23 protein-coding genes, 1 tRNA gene and 1 other RNA gene are annotated in these 21213 nt (G+C 35.5%); 16 read left to right on the forward strand and 9 right to left on the reverse strand.

Features of this window, described 5'->3' with window-relative positions; translation table 11 throughout:
- From rimO to QFA95_RS03045, 12 genes are read left to right on the forward strand one after another with little or no spacing between them, the layout of a single operon-like run.
- Complete coding sequence (gene rimO / locus QFA95_RS02990) at positions 1 to 1326, forward strand: 30S ribosomal protein S12 methylthiotransferase RimO (RefSeq protein WP_486463352.1); 1326 nt, start codon at positions 1 to 3, stop codon at positions 1324 to 1326.
- A complete protein-coding gene (gene gltX, locus QFA95_RS02995; protein WP_486463353.1) occupies positions 1319 to 2701 on the forward strand; it encodes a glutamate--tRNA ligase in 1383 nt (460 codons plus the stop codon). Before rimO ends, gltX begins: the two co-directional genes overlap by 8 nt.
- A complete protein-coding gene (locus QFA95_RS03000) occupies positions 2702 to 2899 on the forward strand; it encodes an RNA chaperone Hfq (RefSeq protein ID WP_486463354.1) in 198 nt (65 codons plus the stop codon).
- A 5-nt stretch (positions 2900 to 2904) separates the two neighbouring features.
- Positions 2905 to 4044: a GTPase HflX gene (gene hflX, locus QFA95_RS03005; RefSeq protein ID WP_486463355.1), complete on the forward strand. Its 1140-nt coding sequence runs from the start codon at positions 2905 to 2907 to the stop codon at positions 4042 to 4044.
- Positions 4025 to 5272, forward strand: coding sequence for an FtsH protease activity modulator HflK (gene hflK / locus QFA95_RS03010; RefSeq protein ID WP_486463356.1), 1248 nt, complete (start codon positions 4025 to 4027; stop codon positions 5270 to 5272). The genes hflX and hflK overlap by 20 nt, the downstream gene beginning before the upstream one ends.
- The gene (hflC, locus tag QFA95_RS03015; protein WP_486463357.1) at positions 5272 to 6147 is read left to right on the forward strand and encodes a protease modulator HflC; all 876 of its coding nucleotides are present in this window, start codon (positions 5272 to 5274) and stop codon (positions 6145 to 6147) included. Before hflK ends, hflC begins: the two co-directional genes overlap by 1 nt.
- A 15-nt stretch (positions 6148 to 6162) precedes the next feature.
- Positions 6163 to 6345, forward strand: coding sequence for a DUF2065 family protein (locus QFA95_RS03020; protein WP_486463445.1), 183 nt, complete (start codon positions 6163 to 6165; stop codon positions 6343 to 6345).
- Entirely contained in the window at positions 6342 to 7307 is a 966-nt protein-coding gene (locus QFA95_RS03025; RefSeq protein WP_486463358.1) for an ATP phosphoribosyltransferase regulatory subunit, read from the forward strand. Before QFA95_RS03020 ends, QFA95_RS03025 begins: the two co-directional genes overlap by 4 nt.
- A gap of 3 nt (positions 7308 to 7310) precedes the next feature.
- The gene (locus QFA95_RS03030; protein WP_486463359.1) at positions 7311 to 8636 is read left to right on the forward strand and encodes an adenylosuccinate synthase; all 1326 of its coding nucleotides are present in this window, start codon (positions 7311 to 7313) and stop codon (positions 8634 to 8636) included.
- A complete protein-coding gene (locus tag QFA95_RS03035) occupies positions 8636 to 9958 on the forward strand; it encodes an amidohydrolase family protein (protein ID WP_486463360.1) in 1323 nt (440 codons plus the stop codon). The genes QFA95_RS03030 and QFA95_RS03035 overlap by 1 nt, the downstream gene beginning before the upstream one ends.
- The gene (gene ubiG / locus QFA95_RS03040; RefSeq protein ID WP_486463361.1) at positions 9934 to 10647 is read left to right on the forward strand and encodes a bifunctional 2-polyprenyl-6-hydroxyphenol methylase/3-demethylubiquinol 3-O-methyltransferase UbiG; all 714 of its coding nucleotides are present in this window, start codon (positions 9934 to 9936) and stop codon (positions 10645 to 10647) included. The genes QFA95_RS03035 and ubiG overlap by 25 nt, the downstream gene beginning before the upstream one ends.
- Positions 10640 to 11311, forward strand: coding sequence for an HAD family hydrolase (locus QFA95_RS03045; RefSeq protein ID WP_486463362.1), 672 nt, complete (start codon positions 10640 to 10642; stop codon positions 11309 to 11311). The genes ubiG and QFA95_RS03045 overlap by 8 nt, the downstream gene beginning before the upstream one ends.
- On the opposite strand, the gene recR is transcribed toward QFA95_RS03045, so the two are convergent.
- The 6 genes from recR to adh all read right to left on the reverse strand — a co-directional run bounded on the left by recR (position 11273) and on the right by adh (position 15833).
- Positions 11273 to 11866, reverse strand: coding sequence for a recombination mediator RecR (gene recR / locus QFA95_RS03050; RefSeq protein ID WP_486463363.1), 594 nt, complete (start codon positions 11864 to 11866; stop codon positions 11273 to 11275). The two genes, QFA95_RS03045 and recR, sit on opposite strands and share 39 nt — an antisense overlap.
- Positions 11867 to 11873: 7 nt before the next feature.
- On the reverse strand, positions 11874 to 12182 hold the full coding sequence (locus tag QFA95_RS03055) for a YbaB/EbfC family nucleoid-associated protein (protein ID WP_486463364.1): 309 nt from the start codon (positions 12180 to 12182) through the stop codon (positions 11874 to 11876).
- 11 nt (positions 12183 to 12193) lie between these two features.
- On the reverse strand, positions 12194 to 13735 hold the full coding sequence (gene dnaX, locus QFA95_RS03060) for a DNA polymerase III subunit gamma/tau (protein ID WP_486463365.1): 1542 nt from the start codon (positions 13733 to 13735) through the stop codon (positions 12194 to 12196).
- A gap of 13 nt (positions 13736 to 13748) precedes the next feature.
- Positions 13749 to 13846, reverse strand: an RNA gene (ffs, locus tag QFA95_RS03065) — signal recognition particle sRNA small type.
- 38 nt (positions 13847 to 13884) lie between these two features.
- Positions 13885 to 14262, reverse strand: a complete 378-nt coding sequence (locus QFA95_RS03070; RefSeq protein WP_486463366.1) for a DUF779 domain-containing protein — start codon at positions 14260 to 14262, stop codon at positions 13885 to 13887.
- Between the two features lie 50 nt (positions 14263 to 14312).
- Positions 14313 to 15833, reverse strand: a complete 1521-nt coding sequence (gene adh, locus QFA95_RS03075; protein WP_486463367.1) for an aldehyde dehydrogenase — start codon at positions 15831 to 15833, stop codon at positions 14313 to 14315.
- A 142-nt stretch (positions 15834 to 15975) separates the two neighbouring features.
- Here adh and QFA95_RS03080 point away from each other — a divergent pair.
- Positions 15976 to 16067: transfer RNA gene (locus QFA95_RS03080), tRNA-Ser, on the forward strand.
- 99 nt (positions 16068 to 16166) lie between these two features.
- Positions 16167 to 16421 carry a hypothetical protein gene (locus QFA95_RS03085; protein WP_486463368.1) on the forward strand — a complete coding sequence of 85 codons (255 nt, stop codon included), beginning with the start codon at positions 16167 to 16169 and terminating at the stop codon, positions 16419 to 16421.
- A 10-nt stretch (positions 16422 to 16431) separates the two neighbouring features.
- On the opposite strand, the gene QFA95_RS03090 is transcribed toward QFA95_RS03085, so the two are convergent.
- Positions 16432 to 16908 (reverse strand): hypothetical protein, encoded by a 477-nt coding sequence (locus tag QFA95_RS03090; protein ID WP_486463369.1) that lies wholly within the window; start codon positions 16906 to 16908, stop codon positions 16432 to 16434.
- Here QFA95_RS03090 and QFA95_RS03095 point away from each other — a divergent pair.
- A complete protein-coding gene (locus tag QFA95_RS03095; protein ID WP_486463370.1) occupies positions 16907 to 17425 on the forward strand; it encodes a thermonuclease family protein in 519 nt (172 codons plus the stop codon). The two genes, QFA95_RS03090 and QFA95_RS03095, sit on opposite strands and share 2 nt — an antisense overlap.
- Positions 17426 to 17471: 46 nt before the next feature.
- A complete protein-coding gene (locus QFA95_RS03100; RefSeq protein WP_486463371.1) occupies positions 17472 to 18002 on the forward strand; it encodes a glutathione peroxidase in 531 nt (176 codons plus the stop codon).
- Here the strand turns inward: QFA95_RS03100 and QFA95_RS03105 are convergent.
- Both QFA95_RS03105 and ppsA read right to left on the reverse strand, forming a co-directional pair.
- Positions 17999 to 18811 (reverse strand): pyruvate, water dikinase regulatory protein, encoded by an 813-nt coding sequence (locus QFA95_RS03105; RefSeq protein ID WP_486463372.1) that lies wholly within the window; start codon positions 18809 to 18811, stop codon positions 17999 to 18001. The two genes, QFA95_RS03100 and QFA95_RS03105, sit on opposite strands and share 4 nt — an antisense overlap.
- Complete coding sequence (ppsA, locus tag QFA95_RS03110; protein WP_486463373.1) at positions 18811 to 21171, reverse strand: phosphoenolpyruvate synthase; 2361 nt, start codon at positions 21169 to 21171, stop codon at positions 18811 to 18813. Before ppsA ends, QFA95_RS03105 begins: the two co-directional genes overlap by 1 nt.
- Positions 21172 to 21213 lie beyond the last annotated feature (42 nt).

The raw sequence follows: 21213 nt of genomic DNA on the forward strand, positions 1-21213 counted from the left end.
ATGCCATCAATAAAGATTCCTAAAATTGGCTTTATTTCGCTTGGCTGTCCTAAAGCAGGATCAGATACAGAAAAAATAATGACAAGAGTTAAAACCCAAGGATACGAAATATCATCCTCATACGACAAATCAGACGTGGTGGTGGTTAATACGTGTGGTTTTATTGATTCCGCAATTGAAGAATCTCTTAACACCATTGGCGAAGCTTTAAAAAGTAATGGCAATGTTATTGTGACCGGTTGCTTGGGTGAGAAGAGAGAAATTATTAAGGAGAGATTTAAAGATTTAATTGCCATCACTGGTTCCGAATCGGATAAAGAAGTGGTAGATATTATCAATCAAGTTGCTCCTAAACCACATGATTCTTTTATTGATTTAATTCCAAAATCTGGATTAAGGCTAACCCCGTCACACTATGCCTACATTAAGATATCGGAAGGGTGTAACCATAAATGTTCATTCTGTATTATTCCTTCAATGAGAGGTAAATTGGTCAGTCGAACTCCTGAAGATATTCTAAAGGAAGCGCAAAATCTTGTTGACTCTGGTGTGACAGAATTAATTATCATTTCCCAAGATACCAGTGCTTATGGTGTTGATTTTAAAGTGAAGCAATCTTTTTGGGATGGCAAGCCAGTCAAGCGAGACTTATATCATCTAGCAAAAGAATTGAAAAAGTTTGGTGTATGGGTTCGTTTTCATTACGTCTATCCATATCCTCATATTGACCATATGATTGAATTGATGGATGAAGAAACAATTCTTCCTTATTTAGATGTTCCATTTCAACATGCTAGCCCAAAGATTCTAAAATCAATGAAACGACCTGCTGATTCTGAAGATAACCTAAAAAGAATTCAAGCTTGGCGTGAAATTAATCAAAACATATCTTTAAGAAGTACGTTTATTGTCGGCTATCCCGGAGAAACAGATCGTGATTTTGACCAGTTAATTGAATTTATCAAGGAAGCAAAATTAGATCATGTTGGTTGTTTTGAATATTCAAATGTCGAGGGAGCTACCGCTAAATTGATTCCTGATCAAATTTCTGAAGATGTTAAAAAAGAAAGATATAACTATTTGATGGAAACACAAAAAAAATTGAGCGAACAAAAACTAAAATCTCTAATTGGATCAATTCAGCATGTTGTGGTTGATGAAGTGGCTCATGATTATGCCTTAGCGAGAAGTTTCCGCTCAGCTCCTGATGTGGATGGGGCTGTCTATTTAAAAGATCCTGAGGGATTGCTGGTGGGCGATAGACTTGATGTTAGAATTATTGAAAACGATGAATATAACTTATTTGCTGGACCGATAAATGATTAAAACCCGATTCGCACCAAGTCCTACTGGATTTCTTCATATCGGAGGAATACGTACGGCAATATTTAATTACGCATTCGCGAAAAAAAATAATGGTAATTTTTTTCTAAGAATTGAAGATACTGATTTGGAGAGATCTACCCAAGAAGCAGTTGATAAAATTCTTGAAGGGATGTCTTGGCTTAATTTAAAGCATGATGGTGATGTTATTTATCAGGCACAAAACTTTGATCGTCACAAAGCGATTATTGCTCAGTTATTAGAGCAGGGTCATGCATATGAGTGCTATGCAAGTAAAGAAGAGCTTGAAAAAATGCGACAGGATTGTGAAATGAAAGGGATTAAGCCTAAATACGATGGTACCTGGCGACCTGAGGAGGGTAAAAAACTTCCGCCATTACCTGAAGGGGTAACTCCAGTGATACGCTTCAAAAACCCAGTCGACGGTAATGTCACCTGGGAAGATCAAGTTAAAGGACAAATAACAGTCAGCAATGAGGAGTTGGATGATTTGATTCTTCAAAGATCAGATGGATCACCAACTTATAATTTGAGTGTGGTGGTGGATGATGCGGATATGGGGATTACCCATGTGATACGTGGAGATGATCACATCAATAATACTCCACGTCAAATCAATATATATAAAGCTTGTGGATTTGATGTTCCATTATTTGCACATTTATCAATGATTCATGGAGAAGATGGCCAAAAGCTATCTAAGCGTCATGGAGCGGCAAGTGTGACTGAGTACCGAGAGCTTGGCTTTCTTCCTGAGGCGGTCAATAATTATCTTGCAAGGTTAGGGTGGAGTCATGGAGATGCTGAAATTTTTTCTCTTGATGAATTATGTCAATTATTTTCTTTACAAAGTATTACTTCTTCACCATCGCAATTTGACATCAAAAAGCTTCAATGGCTCAATAACCACTACCTTAAACAAAAAACATTTGATGAGATTGAGGCGCTACTAGATCCACAATTTATGCTTAGATTTTCAAACCGCAAGCAACTGTTAAGCATTTTTGATCTTTATAAAGATCGATGCCATTCACTGCGAGAATTTGAAGTAAATGCTGAGACTGTCCTAATAAAGCCTGAAAATATTTCACATGATTTGTTAGAAAAATACATCTCTGATAATTCGATAAAACATTTACAAAATTTAAGCAACTTATTTAATGCATCTGAGTTTACTTCTGAATCCATAGAAACTATATTAAAAGCTTATGTCAAATCAGAGCAAATCAAGTTTCCTGAAGTTGCTATGCCTCTAAGGGTCGTGTTGTTGGGAACTGATCAGTCTCCGTCAATTGGGCAAATTATTGCAATAATAGGTAAAGATAATTTTAATAGTAGATTAAGTGAGCAAATATAAATGGCAAAAAAAATAAGCACTGAATTTTTTGATACTTTGGTAATTAATTCTGTAAATGTCTCAGTTTATCTGATGAATGGTATAAAACTTCAAGGTTTAATTGAGTCTTTTGATGACGAGAGTATTGTCCTCAAAGGTAATTCACCACAATTGATTTTTATTCATGCCATATCCTCAATAGTGCCTAATTACAAATAAGCTACTTGAGTTCAAATAATACAATCCTTCCTAAAGAAAAGTGTTTGATAATTAATACTCATGATGGTTATGGTCGCAAGGAATATGATCATCATGAAATTAAAGAGCTGGTCAAAACTGCTGGTTTTGATATTGTTGAATCACTAGATATTAAAATTGTTACTCCAAATCCAAGTTTTTATATTGGCAAAGGGAAGGTTGATGAAATTAAACAATTAAAAAATTTATTTAGTTTTGAATTTTTAATTATTAATGAAGACATCACACCTGCTCAAGAGAAAAAATTATCAGATGCCTTGAAGGTGACGATTATTGATAGAACGAATTTAATCTTGAATATATTTTCACAAAGAGCTAAAAGCCATGAGGGTAAGCTTCAGGTAGAGCTTGCGCAACTAGAATATTTATCTACCAGGCTCGTGCGAGGATGGACTCACCTTGAGCGTCAAAAAGGTGGTATTGGTGTAAGAGGTGGGCCTGGAGAAAAACAAATAGAACTTGATCGAAGAATGTTAAGGATCCGCGTCAAACAACTAAAAGAACGATTAAAAAAATTAACCAAGCAAAGAGATATGCAGCGACAGCGAAGAAGAAAAAGTGGTGTCTTTACAGTTGCTATCGTGGGTTATACCAATGCAGGTAAATCCACCCTATTTAATGAGCTAACTAAGCAAAAAATTTATGCTGCAGATCAATTATTTGCTACCTTAGATACGACCTCGAGAAAATTGTTTATTCCACCTTCAACTTCTCTTGTTATTTCAGATACAGTTGGTTTTATAAAAAACTTACCAACCAATCTTATTGAATCTTTTAAATCCACTCTAGAAGAGTCCACCAGTGCTGATTTATTATTGCATGTGGTTGACTCAACAAATGAAGAAAGAAAAGAACATATTGACCAAGTCAATCGGATTTTAAAGGAAATACATGCTGATCAAGTGGATCAAATTCTCATTCTCAATCAGATAGACAAAAATAACTCTTTGCCTCAAAAAGATATCGATGAGTATGGTAGAATTAATCGCATTGAATTATCTGCTAAAACTGGCCAAGGAATTGAATTTTTGAAGGAAGCATTGGTCGGAAGGGCATCACTCTTTAATAATCAAGAAATTAACAATTATGACGAAAACTTTAAATAACATGTTTAAAAAACTTGGCATTTTTTCAAAACAAGATGGACCACCAGACCTTGATGAGGTATTAAAGGATCTAGGCAGAAAAATCGATAATATCTTTAAAAGAAAACCTCGTATTGTTGTTGATAATAATGGGGGTGGCGCAAATAATAATGGCAATAAACAAAATATTAATGGTGGAGATATCCCTTTATTACCGATTTTATTGATTGTATTCTTAATTTGGCTTCTTACTGGTTTTTATATTGTTGATCAGGGTTCAAGGGGGGTCGTTTTAAGATTTGGTGAACATATTGATATCACCCAGCCAGGACCACGTTGGCATCTTCCTTATCCAATCGAGACTGTGGAAATTGTTAATCAGGAGCAGGTGAGAACAATTGAAGTGGGCTATAGATCATCCAATGATCTGGGAGCTAATTCTCAAGACCTCAGAGAGTCACTAATGCTCACTGGTGATGAAAATATTGTGGACTTGCAGTTTGCTGTCCAATACAACTTAAAATCTGTTGAAGACTTTATTTTTAATAATCGAGCTGCAGAATCGTCAGTGAGGGCTGGTGCTGAAACAGCTATTCGTGAAGTGGTAGGTAAAAGTGAGATGGATTTTGTTCTCTATGAAGGCAGAGAGGAAATTGCAATCCGAACCAAAGATTTGATTCAACAAATATTAGATAGATATTCAACGGGAATTAATGTGACAAGTGTAACCATGCAGAATGCCCAACCACCTGAACAAGTTCAAGCCGCTTTTGATGATGCTGTGAAGGCTAAACAAGACCTGGAAAGACAGAAAAATGAAGGTCAGGCATATGCCAATGATGTTGTTCCAAAAGCAAGGGGTACGGCAGCTAGACTTTTGGCAGAAGCTAATGGATATAAAGTGTCTATTGAAAATGAGGCATTAGGTAATTCAAGTCGATTTGAACAAATCATGAAAGAATATGAAAGGGCGCCTGAGGTCACTAAAAATAGACTATTTTTAGAGGCACAAGAGGAGATTTTATCCAACGTAACTAAGGTTATTATTGATCAAAAATCGGGTTCAAACAGCCTAATTTACTTACCACTTGATCAAATAATGAAAAATAATAACAGATCGTCAGTTAATTCTGTTTTGAATTCATCACCCAACAATATAGAGCTCCCAAAAACCGAAAGTACCTCGATTGATGTAACACAAGAGAGATCAAGAGATGCATTTAGAGCTAGAGAAAGAGAGATGAGATAATGCAAAAAACAACAAGAGTTTTTGTAGCCATTTTAGTTTTCTTAATTTTATTAAGCATGGCTACCTACACAGTGGATCAACGCGAACATGGGCTTGTTTTTCGTCTTGGGGAAATAGTCGCAGTTAAAAAAGACCCCGGTTTATATTTTAAAGTCCCATTAGTAGATAATGTCCGTCATTTTGATAATCGTATCTTAACTTACGATTCATCAACGCCTGATCGTTTTATTACAAGTGAAAAAAAGAATGTTTTGGTGGATTCATTCATTAAATGGAGAATTATTGATCCTTCAAAGTACTACGTGTCTGTTAATGGTGATGAAAGACAGGCTGAAAGACGCCTAACTCAGACTGTTAATGATGGCTTGAGAGCAGAGTTTGGTAAACGAACGATTCAAGAGGTTGTTTCAGGGGAGCGTTCTGAAATTATGGATATTATTAAAGAAAGAGCAGACCGTGAATCTAATAACATCGGAATACAAATTCTAGACGTTAGACTCAGACGTGTTGATCTCCCGAAAGAGGTCAGTGACTCTGTATACCAACGAATGGAGGCAGAGCGTAAGTCTGTGGCTAATGAGCTAAGATCTGAAGGTTTTGCCGAGTCTGAGAAAATTAAGGCGAATGCAGAAAAAGAAAAAGAGATTATCATTACGGATGCATATCGAGACGCACAAAAAATAAAAGGTGAGGGCGATGCAAAAGCCGCTAGAATTTATTCAAATGTTTTTAATAAGAATAAAGAGTTTTACGATTTCTACAGAAGTCTTGAGGCATACAGAAACAGCGTAAACAGTAAGGATGATATCTTGGTCCTGGATCCAAACACTGAGTTTTTTAAATACTTACAACCAAAAAAGAATAGTAATCAATAATTGACATTAAACTACTTGGTCTTATTTCTTGGCTCTGTCTTGCTTTTTGAAGGCCTGTTTCCTTTATTATTTCCAAGATTATGGCTTAAATTTATTGCAAATGTTTCAAAATATAAGCCTGGTCAGCTAAGAATGCTTAGTTTATTTTTAACATTGTGTGGTTTATTATTATTTTTATTTGGAATTAGAAATTTATGATTACGACCTGGTCAATCCCTGATAAAGTCGAAGATTTATATCCCCAGAAGGCATTAGAGTTAGAAAAAAACAGAAGGGCTTTAGTTGATTTCTTTTTAAAAAATAAGTTTGAACTGATCAGTCCAGCGATGATTGAGTATGCGGATAATGTATCTTTTAATGGTAAGTCTGTCGATAGCGATATGTTTAAGTTGTCTGATCCATTATCATCAGGTAGGCTAATTGGAATTACTCCAGATTTAACAATTCAAACAGCTCGAATTGATAACTATTTAGCATCGTCGTCGACTGACATTAAAAGTTATTGTTACTGTGGACCAGTGCTAAAAGCTGATACCAGTTCCTTTAACCAGTCCCGAGAAGAGCTGCAAGTCGGCGTAGAGATTTATGGTAATGAAAAAGTTGAGGCAGATATTACTGTAGTTTCTACATTAATAAATTCTCTTAAATTATTGAAAATAAAAGATATATTATTGTCGTTTAATGATATAACAATTTACACTGAATTTTTAAAGTCATTAGCATTATCTGCCCATGATTCAAAACAATTAAGATCTTTTTTTGCAAAGAAAGACTTGATATCCATAAAAAATTTACTTGGAAAAAATATCAATTCTGACAAGATTAGTAAAATTGAATTATTCATGGATATGTTTGGAAATGATAAATCTTTCAAAAAAATTCAAGAATTTTTTGTTGGCAACAGAGTTATCTTAGATCGATTAAAAAATCTAAAAAAAATAATGAACGCCTTACCGTCATCAGTAAAAATTATAATTGACCTATCAGATGTCGATTTTTACGAATACCACTCTGGGTTTATTTTTAGTGCATACTCTTCAAAGTACACGTCCCCGATTGCCAAAGGTGGTCGGTTTGAAAATCTAACAACTAACTTTGGAAAAAAAAGACCAGCTGTTGGATTTACTTTTGATTTAAGAAGTCTTTTATTTGTTGGATAGTTTATGAAGAAAAATTTAGTAGTTATCGGCACTCAATGGGGCGATGAGGGAAAAGGAAAAATTGTTGATTGGTTAACTGATCATGCCTCTGCTGTTGTTCGCTTTCAAGGTGGTCATAACGCAGGTCATACCCTTGTTATCGAGACCAATGGAGTACAAAAAGAATATAAGTTGAATTTAATTCCATCCGGGATCGTTCGTGAAGGTGTCGAATGTTTAATTGGTAATGGTGTTGTTCTTGATATTAGCCATCTAATCACTGAGATTCAAACTTTAGAAAAAGACAACTTGGATGTTCGAAATAGGTTGTTTATCAGTCCAGGCTGCCCGCTGATCTTAAAATCTCATGTCTTAATTGATCAAGCAAGAGAGGGGGCTCGATCTTCAGAGAAAAAAATAGGTACAACAGGTAAGGGTATTGGACCGGCTTATGAGGATAAGGTAGCTAGGAGATCCATCAGGGTTTATGATCTATTTGAACCTATTGCTTTGAAAGAAAAGTTAACTGATTTATTAGCTCATCACAATTTTATTTTAGAAAAACAATTAAACGCCTCACCGGTCAATATTGATGAAATTTATGATAATTTAATTGAGTGTGCAGAGGTGATCAAACCTCTTGTGATTGATATCTCAAAAAAGATTTATGATCTTAATCAGCGCGGTGCAAATGTCTTATTTGAAGGTGCTCAAGGTGCTTTATTGGATATTGATCATGGGACTTATCCTTTTGTAACATCATCTAATTGTGTCGCTGGGCAAGCATCTGCTGGTTCAGGTGTTGGACCAAATCAATTGGACTATATACTTGGAATTACCAAAGCTTACACAACTCGTGTTGGTGGAGGCCCTTTCCCGAGCGAACTAGATATTGATGAGCCTGGTTCTCCTGGTTATCAAATGTCAGACGTTGGTAGAGAGTACGGCACAGTGACTAAAAGAAAGAGACGTTGTGGGTGGTTTGATGCAGTCGCTTTAAAAAGATCCGCAATGGTTAATGGCTTGTCTGGATTATGCATAACAAAATTGGATGTTCTTGACGGGTTGGATGAAATAAAGATTTGTACGCACTATGAACTTGATGGAAAAGCAATAGATATTCCTCCACTGGGCGCTGAAGATGTGTCTCGATGTAAGCCGCAATTCCTTTCTATGGCTGGCTGGAATGGGACTACCTTTAGGGTAAAAAAATGGGATGAGTTACCAAAAGAGGCTCAAAATTACCTACATAAAATTGAAGAGGTGACGGGAATTCCTATTCATATTATATCTACAGGGCCTGAAAGAGATGAAACAATCCTCATTGAACATCCATTCGAGATAGATTAATGTCAGATATAAGTAATAACCATTTTGGCATCCACGCGAAATGGATTTATACTGCAAACTCCAAACAAGAATTCCTTGAAGATCATATCATCTTAATTAAAAATGATTTGATAGAAGAAATCGTTCCATTTAGTGATTTTAGTAATAATGAAGATTTAAACATATTGAATCTGGGTGAATCACTTATAACTCCAGGGTTAATTAATGCGCACACACATTCAGCAATGACTTTTTTAAAAGGTATTTCTGATGATCAAAGATTGAATGATTGGTTAGAAAAATCAATCTGGCCAAATGAAGAGAAACTGCTAAGCAACGACCTTGTTTATGATGCATCTCAACTGGCTTGTTTAGAAATGCTGAGTTCAGGCATAACGACATTTAATGATATGTATTTTTTCCCTGATGCAACAGCAAAAGCGGCAACAGTTGTCGGAATCAGGGCCAATATAGGTTTAGTCTTTATTGAATTTAAGAGTAGTTACGCAAATGACTTTACCGATTATTTAGACAAAGGATTAAAATTTAGAGATGACTTTAGAGGTGAGGAGAATGTCACTACTACATTAGCCCCTCACGCACCTTATACTGTGTCAGATGATTCTTTTTTAAAAATTAGAACTTATGCTGATCAGTTAGGGATGAATATTCACTGTCACATGCATGAAACAGAGTGGGAAATAATAAATAGCATTGAACAACACAATGTTCGCCCACTGACTCGTCTTGACTCGCTGGGTCTATTAGGGCCAGATTTTATTGCTGTTCATTGTGTACATCTGAGCTCATCTGATATAGAAATAATTAAAAAAAATCAAATCAATATAGTGACATGTCCAGTATCTAATTTAAAATTGGCAAGCGGAATGCCAAAAATTAATACAATGCTCAATGCTGCGCAGAATGTTTCAATTGGATCTGATGGGTCAGCAAGTAATAATAAGCTTGGCCTATTTGATGATTTAAAACTTTCTGCATTACTGCAGCGCAATGAGGCAGGCGTTACAGAATTTACAAATTCAAAAAATTTATTCGACATGGTGACAATTAATGCAGCAAAAACGCTCAATATGCAAGACCAAATTGGCTCGATTGAAAAAAATAAAAAAGCCGATCTAGTGGCTTTTAATTTATCTGATATTCATTTGCAGCCGATATATGACCCACTCTCAACAATTATATATTCCGGAGGAAGGGATAATGTAGAGCATGTATGGGTTAATGGCGATTTAAAGTTCTCTGAAACAGAATTCATCAATGATATTGATGTCGAAACCAGTATAAATAAGATTAAATTATGGAAAAACAAAATATCAACGTAGATATCAATGAGGTAGAAAAATTTAATAAAATTGCGCATAAGTGGTGGGATCCGTCATCTGAATTTAAACCACTGCATGACATCAATCCATTAAGGGTCAATTACATCAATGATTTATTTCCCTTAGATAAACAAAATATTTTAGATGTGGGTTGTGGTGGTGGCATTTTAGCCGAGTCAATGGCAAAGCTTGGTGGAAATGTGACCGGTATAGATCAAAGCGAAATTGCCATCAAAATTGCTCAACTTCATGCAAAAGAAAATAATTTAAGTATTAATTATAAATTATTGAATATAGAGGATTTTTTAAAAAAAGATTCAAGTAAATTTGATGTCATTACATGTCTAGAAATGATTGAACACGTGCCTGATCCAGCTTCAATTATTACCTCTTGTTCAAAAAAACTGAAGAAAAATGGACGCCTATATGTTTCCACAATCAATCGAAATTTGAAAGCATTTTTATTTGCAATAGTTGGAGCGGAGTACATTCTTAATCTCTTACCTAGGGGAACACATCATTACGATAAATTCATTAAGCCCAGCGAAGTTAAATCTTGGGCAAATGGTTTAAATATGAATATCTCAAATATCACGGGAATGACTTACAACCCATTCTTGAAAAAATATTCTTTAGGCTCTGATGTATCTGTGAATTATATTTTAGAGTTACGATTTAATAATGATTAATACTTTTTTATTTGATTTCGACGGCACCCTTGTAGATACCGCACCCGATCTTATTAATACCGCAAATGAAATCTTTTTAAAGTATAACCATAAAGAAATTAGTTTTCAGGAGGGATTAGGTTGTTCTTCAAATGGAATCAATGCATTTTTAAAGAAAAGATTTAGCTTTGACGAAATCAATAACAATTCTTTGTTTGATGAATTTGTTGAAATTTATAAAAATAATTGCTTTCTCAATGCATCTCTATTTCCAGGCTTTCAAGACATATTAAAAGATTTAAAAAAAAGGGGATTCAATATCGGTATTGTGACAAATAAACCACGAATTTTTACTGATTTGATTCTTAATCATTTACGTATTGATTCGATGTTTGATATTGTTCTTTGTCCCGATGATGGTTTTAAACCTAAGCCAGATAACCAGATGTTTATTGAGGTATTTGACAAGTTGCAAGTGGATCCAAGCCAAGTTATTTATGTTGGGGATGGTGAGAGGGATATTATTGCAGCTAATGCATCTAATATAATCTCTGTATTTGCTGGTTACGGCTACATCGACCCGGCAGATAATACTGAAATATGGGGGTATGATCTTTTAATCAATACAGCCGATGATTTAAAGAAGTTAATTAATATTTTTTCTCTCAGAAATTGCTTGAGCTAATGTTCCTGTGTCAGTATATTCAATTTCTGATCCCGAAGGCATTCCTCTAGCAATTCTTGAAATCTTTTTATTCAAGTCTTTAACAAGCTCTGTAATAAATGTAGACGTCGCATCACCTTCTTTTGTAAAGTTTGTTGCAATGATAATTTCTTGAATATTTTCATCTTTGCACCGCTCATATAATGAATTCATGTCAAGTTCTTTAGGCCCAATTCCATCCAGGGGAGACAATCGTCCCATTAATATATAGTAAAGCCCATCGTATGAGTGAGTTTGTTCGAACATTAATAGATCAGTTGGCATTTCAATAATACATAGAACTGAATTATCTCTACTCTGATCTGAACATAGATCACAAATAGTCGTTTCACAAAAGTTGTTACATGATTTACATTTGCCTAAGAGCTTAAAGCTATTCAGTATTGAATTTGCTAAGTTTTTTGCTCCGTTGGGATCACGCTGAAGAAGGTAATAGGCCATTCTTGTCGCAGACTTTGGGCCCACTCCAGGCAAACATTTTAAACTTTCAATTAAATCATTCAGAACTTTTGACATATTTTAATTAAAAGGGCAGATTCATGCCAGGAGGGACTAATCCAGACATTTTTTGGCTCGTTGTAGATTCAATCTTTGCCTGTACATCTTTAAGCGCAACTAAAATTAAATCTTCAAGTAATTCTTTATCGCTTAGTAATGATTCATCAATCAACACTTTTTTTACTTCATTTTTGCAAGTCATGGTAATTTTTACTTGTCCATTACTTGCAGATCCCTCAACCTCGATATTGCCAAGTTCATTTTGTGCTTTTTGCAGATTAGCCTGCATCATCTGAGCTTGTTTCATTAGGTTACCCATTCCACCTTTTGCCATAATTTTCTCTCCTAATTAATTTTTGTCGACTTGATTGTGCTCTCAATAATTTGAGCATCGAATTCATTTAAGATATTTTCTAGTTTAGAATCTGTTTTTATAGAGTCTGTGGCTGCTTTTAGAGCATCATCTTTTTCTATTTGTTTTTTTTGAGCAGGTGATGATGTTATTGTCTCTTCATTGATCTCGATTTTTATTTTTGTTTCATAAATCATAAACAGTGATTCTTCTAAAATTTTAATATATTTATCATTGTTTAAATGTTTAAATCTTTCATCAACAATCAAATGTAATAAATGATCCTCTTGTGACTTTAGTACACAGTTTTGCGCTAAGGTTTTAGCCATACCTGGTTTTATTTGCTCCACAACTCGATCCCAATCATTAATTTGAATATCTTTTGTTGTATTTATCTGTTCAGGTTCTTTTTCTTCAACTATTTTCTTATGTTCGTCAACTTTGTTTTTTTCTACCTGCATTGAGTTACCGTTGTTTATGGGTATAAAATTCAACAGTCTAATGATTGTCATCGTAAAGCCTATATGAAGACTGGGCGCATATGGTAAGTCTTTTAAACCATTGATAGATATTTGATAAAGAGTTTGTAAGAGTTGAAGATTAATTTGTTCGTTATACCTAACTGATTTATTATGCCCACCAAATGTTTGTTGCTCTGAGATCGCAAAAATTTTTTCTGACAATACTTTAAGTGCACTTTCATATGAAATATGGTGCTCTTTGAGCTTGTTTAACACTCCAAAAACCTTTTGTTTATCATTATCTAAAATGTTTGCAAGTAATTCATCAATGACGCCATCAGAGGTGACCCCAAGAATTTGTGTTAATTTTTCAAGACTAACATTGCCATTTGTAAAATTTATGACTCTATCAGCAAGTGATAGAGCATCTCTCATGCTACCGTCGGCATGTTTGGATATCATATTTATTGCTTCATCTTCGTAGGCTATATTTTCCTCATTGAAAATTTTTTTTAATTGACCAGAGATCTCCTCATTTGTCATCTGCATTAGATTAAAATGCAGACATCGTGATATGACTGTTACTGGTATTTTTTCTGGATCAGTGGTGGCGAGTATGAAGACAACATGTTCTGGTGGCTCTTCAAGAGTCTTTAACATTGCATTGAATGAGCTTTTTGAGAGCATGTGGACCTCATCAATAATAAATATTTTGTATTTAGATGAGGTGGGTTGGTAGTTTGCATTTTCAAGCAACTCACGCATGTTATCAACTTGAGTATTAGATGCAGCATCAAGCTCGATGACATCAATAGATTTAGATTGATCGATTTCCACACACGAAGAACATTCACAACAAGGATCTGGGCTGGATCCATTGTGACAGTTTAAACATTTTGCATAAATTCTAGCAATAGTGGTTTTGCCAACACCCCTAGTGCCTGATAAAAGATAAGCATGATGTAGTCGATCACCTACGATGGAGTTTTTTAAGGCTTCGATGATAAATTCTTGACCGACTATAGTCTCAAAATTTTTTGGACGCCATTTTCTTGCAAGAGCTAAATTTTTCATAATTTTAATTAATTAAGGCGAGCCATGGTCTCGGCACTTGTTTCATTAGTTGTGGCTGCTTGCTTCCGCACCTGACCAGGTTGGCTAAATTACAATGCGAGGTGACCCGCCAGTTCTTATTTTACATTATCTTGAAGTCGGTTGTTGAGTTAACCACATTTTTTTACGGGGTGTTTTGAAAGATAATCCCACTCTTCATCTGTGTAGAGTCTTGATCTAATAAAAAACCTTAAACCTGTTGGGCGTTCTAAAGAGAACTGACCGCCTGTGCCAGGAATCGCATCTAAGGTGATATGTGTGTGCTCCCAGTATTCAAATTGAGATGCGCTCATATAGAAGGATGCACCATTAACATCCCCTAAGCATACGTCACTTGACCCTAAATAAAATTCACCATCAGGGTAGCACATTGGCGAGCTTCCATCACAGCATCCACCTGATTGATGAAACATGACAGGACCATGCTCTTTTGTTAGCTTTTCAATTAATTCATTTGCAGCGTCAGTGGATGAGATTCTAGTTATCATAAAAAAAAGGGTTACATTGAATAACCCTTATTTTATAACAAATTAACGACCTAAAAGAAGCCTAATTTATTTTCACTGTAACTTACAAGTAAGTTCTTAGTTTGTTGGTAATGATCAAGCATCATTTTATGTGTTTCTCTACCAATACCAGACTGTTTGTATCCCCCAAACGCTGCATGAGCAGGGTAGGCATGGTAACAGTTAGTCCATACACGACCGGCTTGGATTGCACGACCCATACGGTGAGCAATGTTTCCATTTCTTGACCAAACACCAGCGCCGAGACCATAGAGTGTGTCATTGGCAATTGCAAGAGCTTCAGCTTCATCTTTAAATGTTGTCACTGAAACGACTGGACCGAAAATTTCCTCTTGGAAAATTCTCATTTTATTATGGCCTTTAAGGATTGTTGGTTCGATATAGTAACCATCAGAGAGCTCTCCATCTAATGAGCGTAAGTTACCCCCGGTTAGTAATTCAGCACCTTCTTCTTGTCCTAGTTTGATATATGACATGATTTTTTCTTTTTGCTCGCTTGAAGCTTGTGCACCGATCATTGTAGCCGCATCAAGTGGAGACCCACTTTTAACTGCTTTTGTCCTTTCGATAGCTCTTTCAATAAACGCATCATAAATTGATTCTTGAATTAAAGCACGAGAAGGGCATGTACATACTTCACCTTGGTTTAAGGCAAACATTGTGAATCCTTCAAGACATTTATCAAAATAAGCATCATCTTTTTCCATCACGTCTTCAAAGAAGATGTTTGGTGATTTGCCACCAAGCTCGAGAGTAACTGGGATAATATTCTGAGATGCGTACTGCATAATCAATCGACCGGTAGTTGTTTCACCAGTGAAAGCGATTTTAGCTATGCGGTCCGAACTAGCCAGGGGCTTGCCTGCCTCTAAACCAAAACCATTAACTAAATTTAAAACACCTGGCGGAAGTAAATCGCCAATAATTTCAGCAACCACCATAATCGATACCGGTGTTTGCTCTGCAGGTTTCATAACAACACAGTTTCCAGCCCCAATAGCAGGCGCTAATTTCCAAGCCGCCATCAAGATTGGAAAGTTCCACGGTATGATTTGACCTACAACACCTAAAGGTTCATGAAAATGATAAGCAACGGTCTCATGATCTATTTCACACACTGATCCTTCTTGTGCTCTAATAGCTCCGGCAAAATATCTAAAGTGATCAATTGCTAGCGGAATATCAGCAGCCATAGTTTCACGAATAGGCTTACCGTTATCAATAGTTTCTGCTAATGCAATCTTTTCAAGATTCTGCTCCATTGCATCTGCAATTTTATTAAGAATATTTGCTCTTTCTGTTGGGCTTGTTTTTCCCCAGGCATCCTTTGCATCATGTGCAGCGTCTAAAGCTAGGTTAACATCTTTTTCTGATGATCTTGCAACCTCACAAAATGGTTTACCAGTTAAAGGGGTAATGTTTTCAAAATATTTACCATCAACAGGTTTAACCCATTTGCCGCCAATGTAATTATCGTACTTTTCCTTGTAAGGACTATCAATCCCAAGGTTTTTAAGTGTATCAAACGCCATTTTCTCTTTCCTCCCAAAAATAAAATTAGCTGTGATGCTATGTGTGTTAAATGCCTAATCAATACATTAATTGGATTTTGCCTTTAAATCAAGTCAACATACCGGATAATATTTTATGTATAATCCTCGTCTCATATTATCTGGAAGGGTGGATGAGTGGTTTAAATCGCACGCCTGGAAAGCGTGTTCAGGTTGAATAGCCTGACGCGGGTTCGAATCCCGCCCCTTCCGCCATTATCCTAAAAGTTATTAAAAAATAAAAAACTACAACAAATTGAATTTTTTTGTATAATAACTACTCTATATAGTGTTTTTACTATTTTAGGAGATTTCATGATGACAAAAGAAGTCTTGAAATACCTGGTAATACCTACAATGATTTTCTTCATCTTTGGAATATATGTCCAACATTTTGTTTCAAAACCAATCCCACCAAAAAAATTATTATGCGATAAAGGTAATTTGCTAGCCCAAATTGATGGGGTAAGTTCAGTTTACACAAGGTTGGGTGGCTTAGCATGCAAGTATGATAAAGGCAACCTAATTATTAGGGATCAAAACAATATAGTTGCATTAAATATTGAATAAATAGCCAATTTTATAGAAGTGAGCAAAAACTTCCGTTTATTTGTTGCTCAGGACCCCTTTTTGGAATCATGTTTGATAATTTGTCTAAGAACTCAAGGTAAATATTTTTTAATTGGATGTCATGTCTGGCTTGTAAATACATTTGTTTTTTTATCGATAATAGGCCACGATCTATTTGCACTGATGGATCTTTAAATAAATAGTATTTTAAATCCGCATACATTGTTTGCATGAGTGGATTGTAAAAAAAATTGGGTTCGAGTTTTACAATAAAGTCCGAGCTGCTAGCTTCATTACACTCAAAGAAGGATATGTTTTTATAGTTTTGTTCGTAATCCAATAATGCTTCTTTAAATATATCAGAATGTTTATAAAATATTCTACGATTTACTCTGGTCGATATTCTTTCCGAATCAGAATAATAATTATATCGATCATCAAAAAAATATTGGACAGCAAGTTCTTCACTTGCTATTAATAATGGCATGAACATAAAGTTAATAACTAAAAATAAAAAACTGATAATCACATTTATTTTCATCATAATTACTAGTCTGCCTGAAGTAGCTTTTAGTTCAACTTTGGATGGCAGAATAACTAAAATTATTGATGGTGATACAGTATATTTTCAATCGGTTGGCGACAATAATTATAAAAAATTGAGGCTTGTAGGCATTGACGCGCCAGAATTGAATCAACCATTTGGCCAGAAATCTAAGCAATGTTTGGCTAATTTTTTAAATAATAGGCCAGTGCAAATTATTTCATTTGGTGAAGATCGTTATAAAAGAACTTTAGCAAAATTACTTATAGAGGAAATCGATATCAATCTAGCCATGATTAGAGAAGGCTGTGCTTGGTTTTATAGAAGATATAAACAGACATTAAATAAAAATGATCAGTTTATGTATGATCAGGCAGAAATTTTAGCTATTGAAAATAAAAAAGGGCTTTTTGGCAATCAAGAGCCAGAAGCTCCATGGGTTTGGAGAAAAAAGAATTGAACAATTTTTTATATTGCTTATCAATAAATAACTTAAGGAGTATTTAATGAAAAAAATATTATCAGTACTTTCACTCTTTCTTTTTCCGGCAGTAGGTATCGGTGCCTGTGGTGATTTTTATGACACCCCTTTAACAACCCTTCAGGGTGATAAATTTAATCTGTGTGAGCATAAAGATAAACCTATTATCTTTGTGAATACAGCTAGTAAGTGTGGCTTTACTTCCCAATTTGAGGATCTTGAGAGGCTATACTCTGACAATAAAGACAAACTTTTAATTGTTGGCTTTCCATCAAACGACTTTAATCAAGAGCCCGGTTCTAACGAGGAGATTCAAAAGTTTTGTAAATTAACTTATGCTGTTGAATTTCCAATGATGGAAAAATCCAGTGTAGTTGGCCCCAAGGCAAACCCAATCTATCAAAAACTGAGTGATGTTACGGGTAAGGCGCCCATGTGGAATTTCTATAAATTCGTAGTCATGCCAAACTTTGAAAAAGTGCATGTCTTTTCCAGTATGACCAATCCTGAATCTAAGGACATCAAAAAAATACTAAAACCATTTGATATTAATTAGCTTTTATTGATATGTTGAATGATAATCGCCGAAAGTTCTTCAACAGAACGGCTGGTTGAGTCTGCAATCGGGACTCCAAGTTTTTGCATTAATCGTTCGGCTTTCTTAATTTCATCTTTACAATTTTCAAGACTTGCATAGTGACTATCTGGCCGTCTTTCACTTCTAAGAGAGCTTAGCCTGTTTGCCTGAATTGTGAGACCAAAGATTTTATCCATGTATCCTTCAAGGATTGGAGGAATAGTACCTCTTTCAAAATCTTCAGGGATTAAAGGATAATTTGCAGCCTTAATACCAAACTGCATGGCGAGATAAATACTTGTTGGTGTTTTTCCACTTCTTGAAACTCCCACTAAAATAACGTGAGCTTGATTGAGTCCATTATGAGTCATTCCATCATCATGGCCTAGAGCAAAATTAATGGCTTCAATACGATTGCCATAATTAGCACCGTTCATACTGTGGGCCACCCCGGGACGAGTCAGGGGTTCTTGATTTAGCTCTTCGCCAAGCGGGAAGATAAAGGACTCAAATAAATCAATATAATAAGCATCCACCTCTTTAAGTTCGCTGCGTAGAATATTGTTTCCAATAGACATGATCACAATTGGTCTTATTCCATTGATCAATTTTGCATTGACGATTCTTTTTTGAGCATCTTCAATTTTTTGATGAGAGTCAGTAAAAGGAATCCTAATTTGTTCAAACTCTGTATCAGGGAAATGAGCTAACAAACCACCAAGAGAGCCAGCTGTGATGCCTGTACCATCAGATATAAAGAATGCTCTCCTTTTGTTATCCGATGACATTATTTAGAAATTTTTTTCCATGTTGAAATCACGGTATCGGGATTTAAAGATACAGATGTTATTCCTTTGTCCACCAACCATTGAGCAAAGTCATCATGATCTGATGGCCCCTGCCCACAAATACCTACATACTTATTTTTTTTCTTTGCAGAATTAATTACTTGTTCAATAAGTTTCATTACCGCAGGATCTCTTTCATCAAAACCATCAGCTAAGATACCGGAGTCACGATCAGTTCCCAAGGTTAATTGCGTTAAATCATTTGATCCAATTGAGAATCCATCGAATAATTCTAGGAATTCATCTGCCAGAATAGCATTAGATGGTACCTCACACATCATAATGATTTTAAGATCATTCTCTCCTCTTTTGAGGCCATAGCTTTCTAATATTGCAAGAACTGATTTTGCTTCCTTTAGAGTTCTCACAAATGGAATCATGATTTGGATATTAGTAAGACCTAACTCATCTCTTACTTTTTTTAAGGCTTTACACTCTAAAGCGAAACAGTCTTTAAATTCTTCAGATTGATATCTGGCTGCACCTCTGAATCCAATCATTGGATTCTCTTCATCAGGCTCATAAATTTCTCCTGCAACTAATTTTTTATATTCGTTTGATTTAAAGTCTGATGTTCTTAAGATAACGGGATTTGGATAAAAAGCAGAACCCAATGTAGCTATCCCTTCAGCAACTTTGCTAATGTAGTAATCTTCCGGATTTAAGTAACCTTTTGACTTTTGATCAATTACCTCCTTAACATCGCTTGGCATAGCATCATAATTAATAATTGCTTTTGGATGAATACCAATAATATTATTAATAACGAATTCTAATCGTGCCAACCCAACGCCATGGTTTGGAATTTGGGCGAAGGTAAAGGCCATATCAGGATTGCCAACATTCATCATGACCTTAACAGGTGGAGTAGGTAACTCACCATCTTCTTGAATCTCAACATTAAAATCCAGCTTACCTTGATATACAATTCCAGTTTCACCTTCAGCGCAAGACACAGTAACAAGATCACCATCTTTTAGTAATTCTGTGGCATTTACACTGCCAACAATCGCTGGAATACCAAGTTCACGAGCAATAATTGCAGCGTGACATGTTCTTCCACCTCTATTAGTAACCAAAGCTGAGGCTCTTTTCATAACAGGTTCCCAATTTGGGTCGGTCATATCTGCTACAAGAACATCTCCGGGTTGAACAGTGTGCATTTCATTAGGATCTGTAACAACTCGCACCGGTCCCACCCCAATTTTTTGTGTGACTGCTCGTCCAGCGACAATGGCTTTGCTAGTTTCATTTAGCTTAAAGGTTTCTGTGACATTTTTCTTTTGTGATTTTACTGTTTCCGGACGTGCTTGGAGAATGTACAGTTTATTATCGATACCATTTTTACCCCATTCAATATCCATTGGGCAGCCGTAATGTTCTTCAATAGTTATTGCATATTTTGCTAGCTCTAAGACTTCATCGTTTGAGAGACTAAACTGGTCCGCATCCTTAACATCAACATCAAGAGTTTTTGTGCTTTTACCAGCTTCATTTAGATCGGAAAAAATCATCTTAATTTTTTTTGAACCGATCGTTTTTTTCACAATGGCGGGGAAATTATTTTTTAAGAGGGGTTTGTGGACGTAAAATTCATCCGGGTTCACGGCACCTTGCACCACAGTTTCACCTAGTCCGTATGAAGATGTAATAAAAACAACGTCATTAAAACCAGACTCGGTATCAATTGAAAACATTACACCAGCACATCCAATATCACTTCTTACCATCTGTTGCACACCTGCTGATATAGATACGTCTGCATGAATAAAACCCTTATGGACTCTATAAGAAATTGCACGATCGTTATACAGTGATGCGAACACTTCTTTAATTGCTTTTTTAATATTCTCGATTCCCTGAATATTTAAAAAGCTTTCTTGTTGACCGGCAAATGATGCATCAGGAAGATCTTCTGCAGTTGCAGATGATCGAACTGCAAATGTCATGCCTTCAGATGATCTTTGGGTTAAGTTGGAATACTCTTCCTCAATTGAACTATCCAATTTTTCTGGAAAAGGCGTTTCCATAATCCAATTACGAATTTTTTTTCCAGATGCGGCAAGTTTTTGAACATCATTAATATCTAATCCATCTAGCTCTTTGGTTATTTGGTTGCCAAGGTCATCATGTTTTAAGAATTCTTGAAATGCAAAAGCGGTAGTTGCAAATCCGGTTGGAACGCGAATTTCTTTTTGTGTTAACTGAGAAATCATTTCACCAAGTGATGCATTTTTTCCACCAACTGAACCAACGTCAGTGTTTCTCAAATTTTCAAAAGGGATAACGTAATCTGCCATGATGTTTTACTCGTAATTAATATGTGTATGGATGCTTTTAAC

The organism is Candidatus Methylolitoribacter marinus (assembly GCF_051853155.1).
In the GTDB taxonomy this organism is placed as follows: Bacteria; Pseudomonadota; Gammaproteobacteria; order Burkholderiales; family Methylophilaceae; genus BACL14.

What these genes read in the sequence shown, in the direction of transcription:
- rimO (WP_486463352.1), top strand. Translation starts at nt 1, where the DNA reads ATGCCATCAATAAAGATTCCTAAAATTGGCTTTATTTCGCTTGGCTGT.
- gltX (WP_486463353.1), top strand. Translation starts at nt 1,319, where the DNA reads ATGATTAAAACCCGATTCGCACCAAGTCCTACTGGATTTCTTCATATC.
- QFA95_RS03000 (WP_486463354.1), top strand. Translation starts at nt 2,702, where the DNA reads ATGGCAAAAAAAATAAGCACTGAATTTTTTGATACTTTGGTAATTAAT.
- hflK (WP_486463356.1), top strand. Translation starts at nt 4,025, where the DNA reads ATGACGAAAACTTTAAATAACATGTTTAAAAAACTTGGCATTTTTTCA.
- hflC (WP_486463357.1), top strand. Translation starts at nt 5,272, where the DNA reads ATGCAAAAAACAACAAGAGTTTTTGTAGCCATTTTAGTTTTCTTAATT.
- QFA95_RS03025 (WP_486463358.1), top strand. Translation starts at nt 6,342, where the DNA reads ATGATTACGACCTGGTCAATCCCTGATAAAGTCGAAGATTTATATCCC.
- QFA95_RS03030 (WP_486463359.1), top strand. Translation starts at nt 7,311, where the DNA reads ATGAAGAAAAATTTAGTAGTTATCGGCACTCAATGGGGCGATGAGGGA.
- QFA95_RS03035 (WP_486463360.1), top strand. Translation starts at nt 8,636, where the DNA reads ATGTCAGATATAAGTAATAACCATTTTGGCATCCACGCGAAATGGATT.
- ubiG (WP_486463361.1), top strand. Translation starts at nt 9,934, where the DNA reads ATGGAAAAACAAAATATCAACGTAGATATCAATGAGGTAGAAAAATTT.
- QFA95_RS03045 (WP_486463362.1), top strand. Translation starts at nt 10,640, where the DNA reads ATGATTAATACTTTTTTATTTGATTTCGACGGCACCCTTGTAGATACC.
- recR (WP_486463363.1), bottom strand. Translation starts at nt 11,866, where the DNA reads ATGTCAAAAGTTCTGAATGATTTAATTGAAAGTTTAAAATGTTTGCCT.
- QFA95_RS03055 (WP_486463364.1), bottom strand. Translation starts at nt 12,182, where the DNA reads ATGGCAAAAGGTGGAATGGGTAACCTAATGAAACAAGCTCAGATGATG.
- dnaX (WP_486463365.1), bottom strand. Translation starts at nt 13,735, where the DNA reads ATGAAAAATTTAGCTCTTGCAAGAAAATGGCGTCCAAAAAATTTTGAG.
- QFA95_RS03070 (WP_486463366.1), bottom strand. Translation starts at nt 14,262, where the DNA reads ATGATAACTAGAATCTCATCCACTGACGCTGCAAATGAATTAATTGAA.
- adh (WP_486463367.1), bottom strand. Translation starts at nt 15,833, where the DNA reads ATGGCGTTTGATACACTTAAAAACCTTGGGATTGATAGTCCTTACAAG.
- QFA95_RS03085 (WP_486463368.1), top strand. Translation starts at nt 16,167, where the DNA reads ATGATGACAAAAGAAGTCTTGAAATACCTGGTAATACCTACAATGATT.
- QFA95_RS03095 (WP_486463370.1), top strand. Translation starts at nt 16,907, where the DNA reads ATGAACATAAAGTTAATAACTAAAAATAAAAAACTGATAATCACATTT.
- QFA95_RS03090 (WP_486463369.1), bottom strand. Translation starts at nt 16,908, where the DNA reads ATGCCATTATTAATAGCAAGTGAAGAACTTGCTGTCCAATATTTTTTT.
- QFA95_RS03100 (WP_486463371.1), top strand. Translation starts at nt 17,472, where the DNA reads ATGAAAAAAATATTATCAGTACTTTCACTCTTTCTTTTTCCGGCAGTA.
- QFA95_RS03105 (WP_486463372.1), bottom strand. Translation starts at nt 18,811, where the DNA reads ATGTCATCGGATAACAAAAGGAGAGCATTCTTTATATCTGATGGTACA.
- ppsA (WP_486463373.1), bottom strand. Translation starts at nt 21,171, where the DNA reads ATGGCAGATTACGTTATCCCTTTTGAAAATTTGAGAAACACTGACGTT.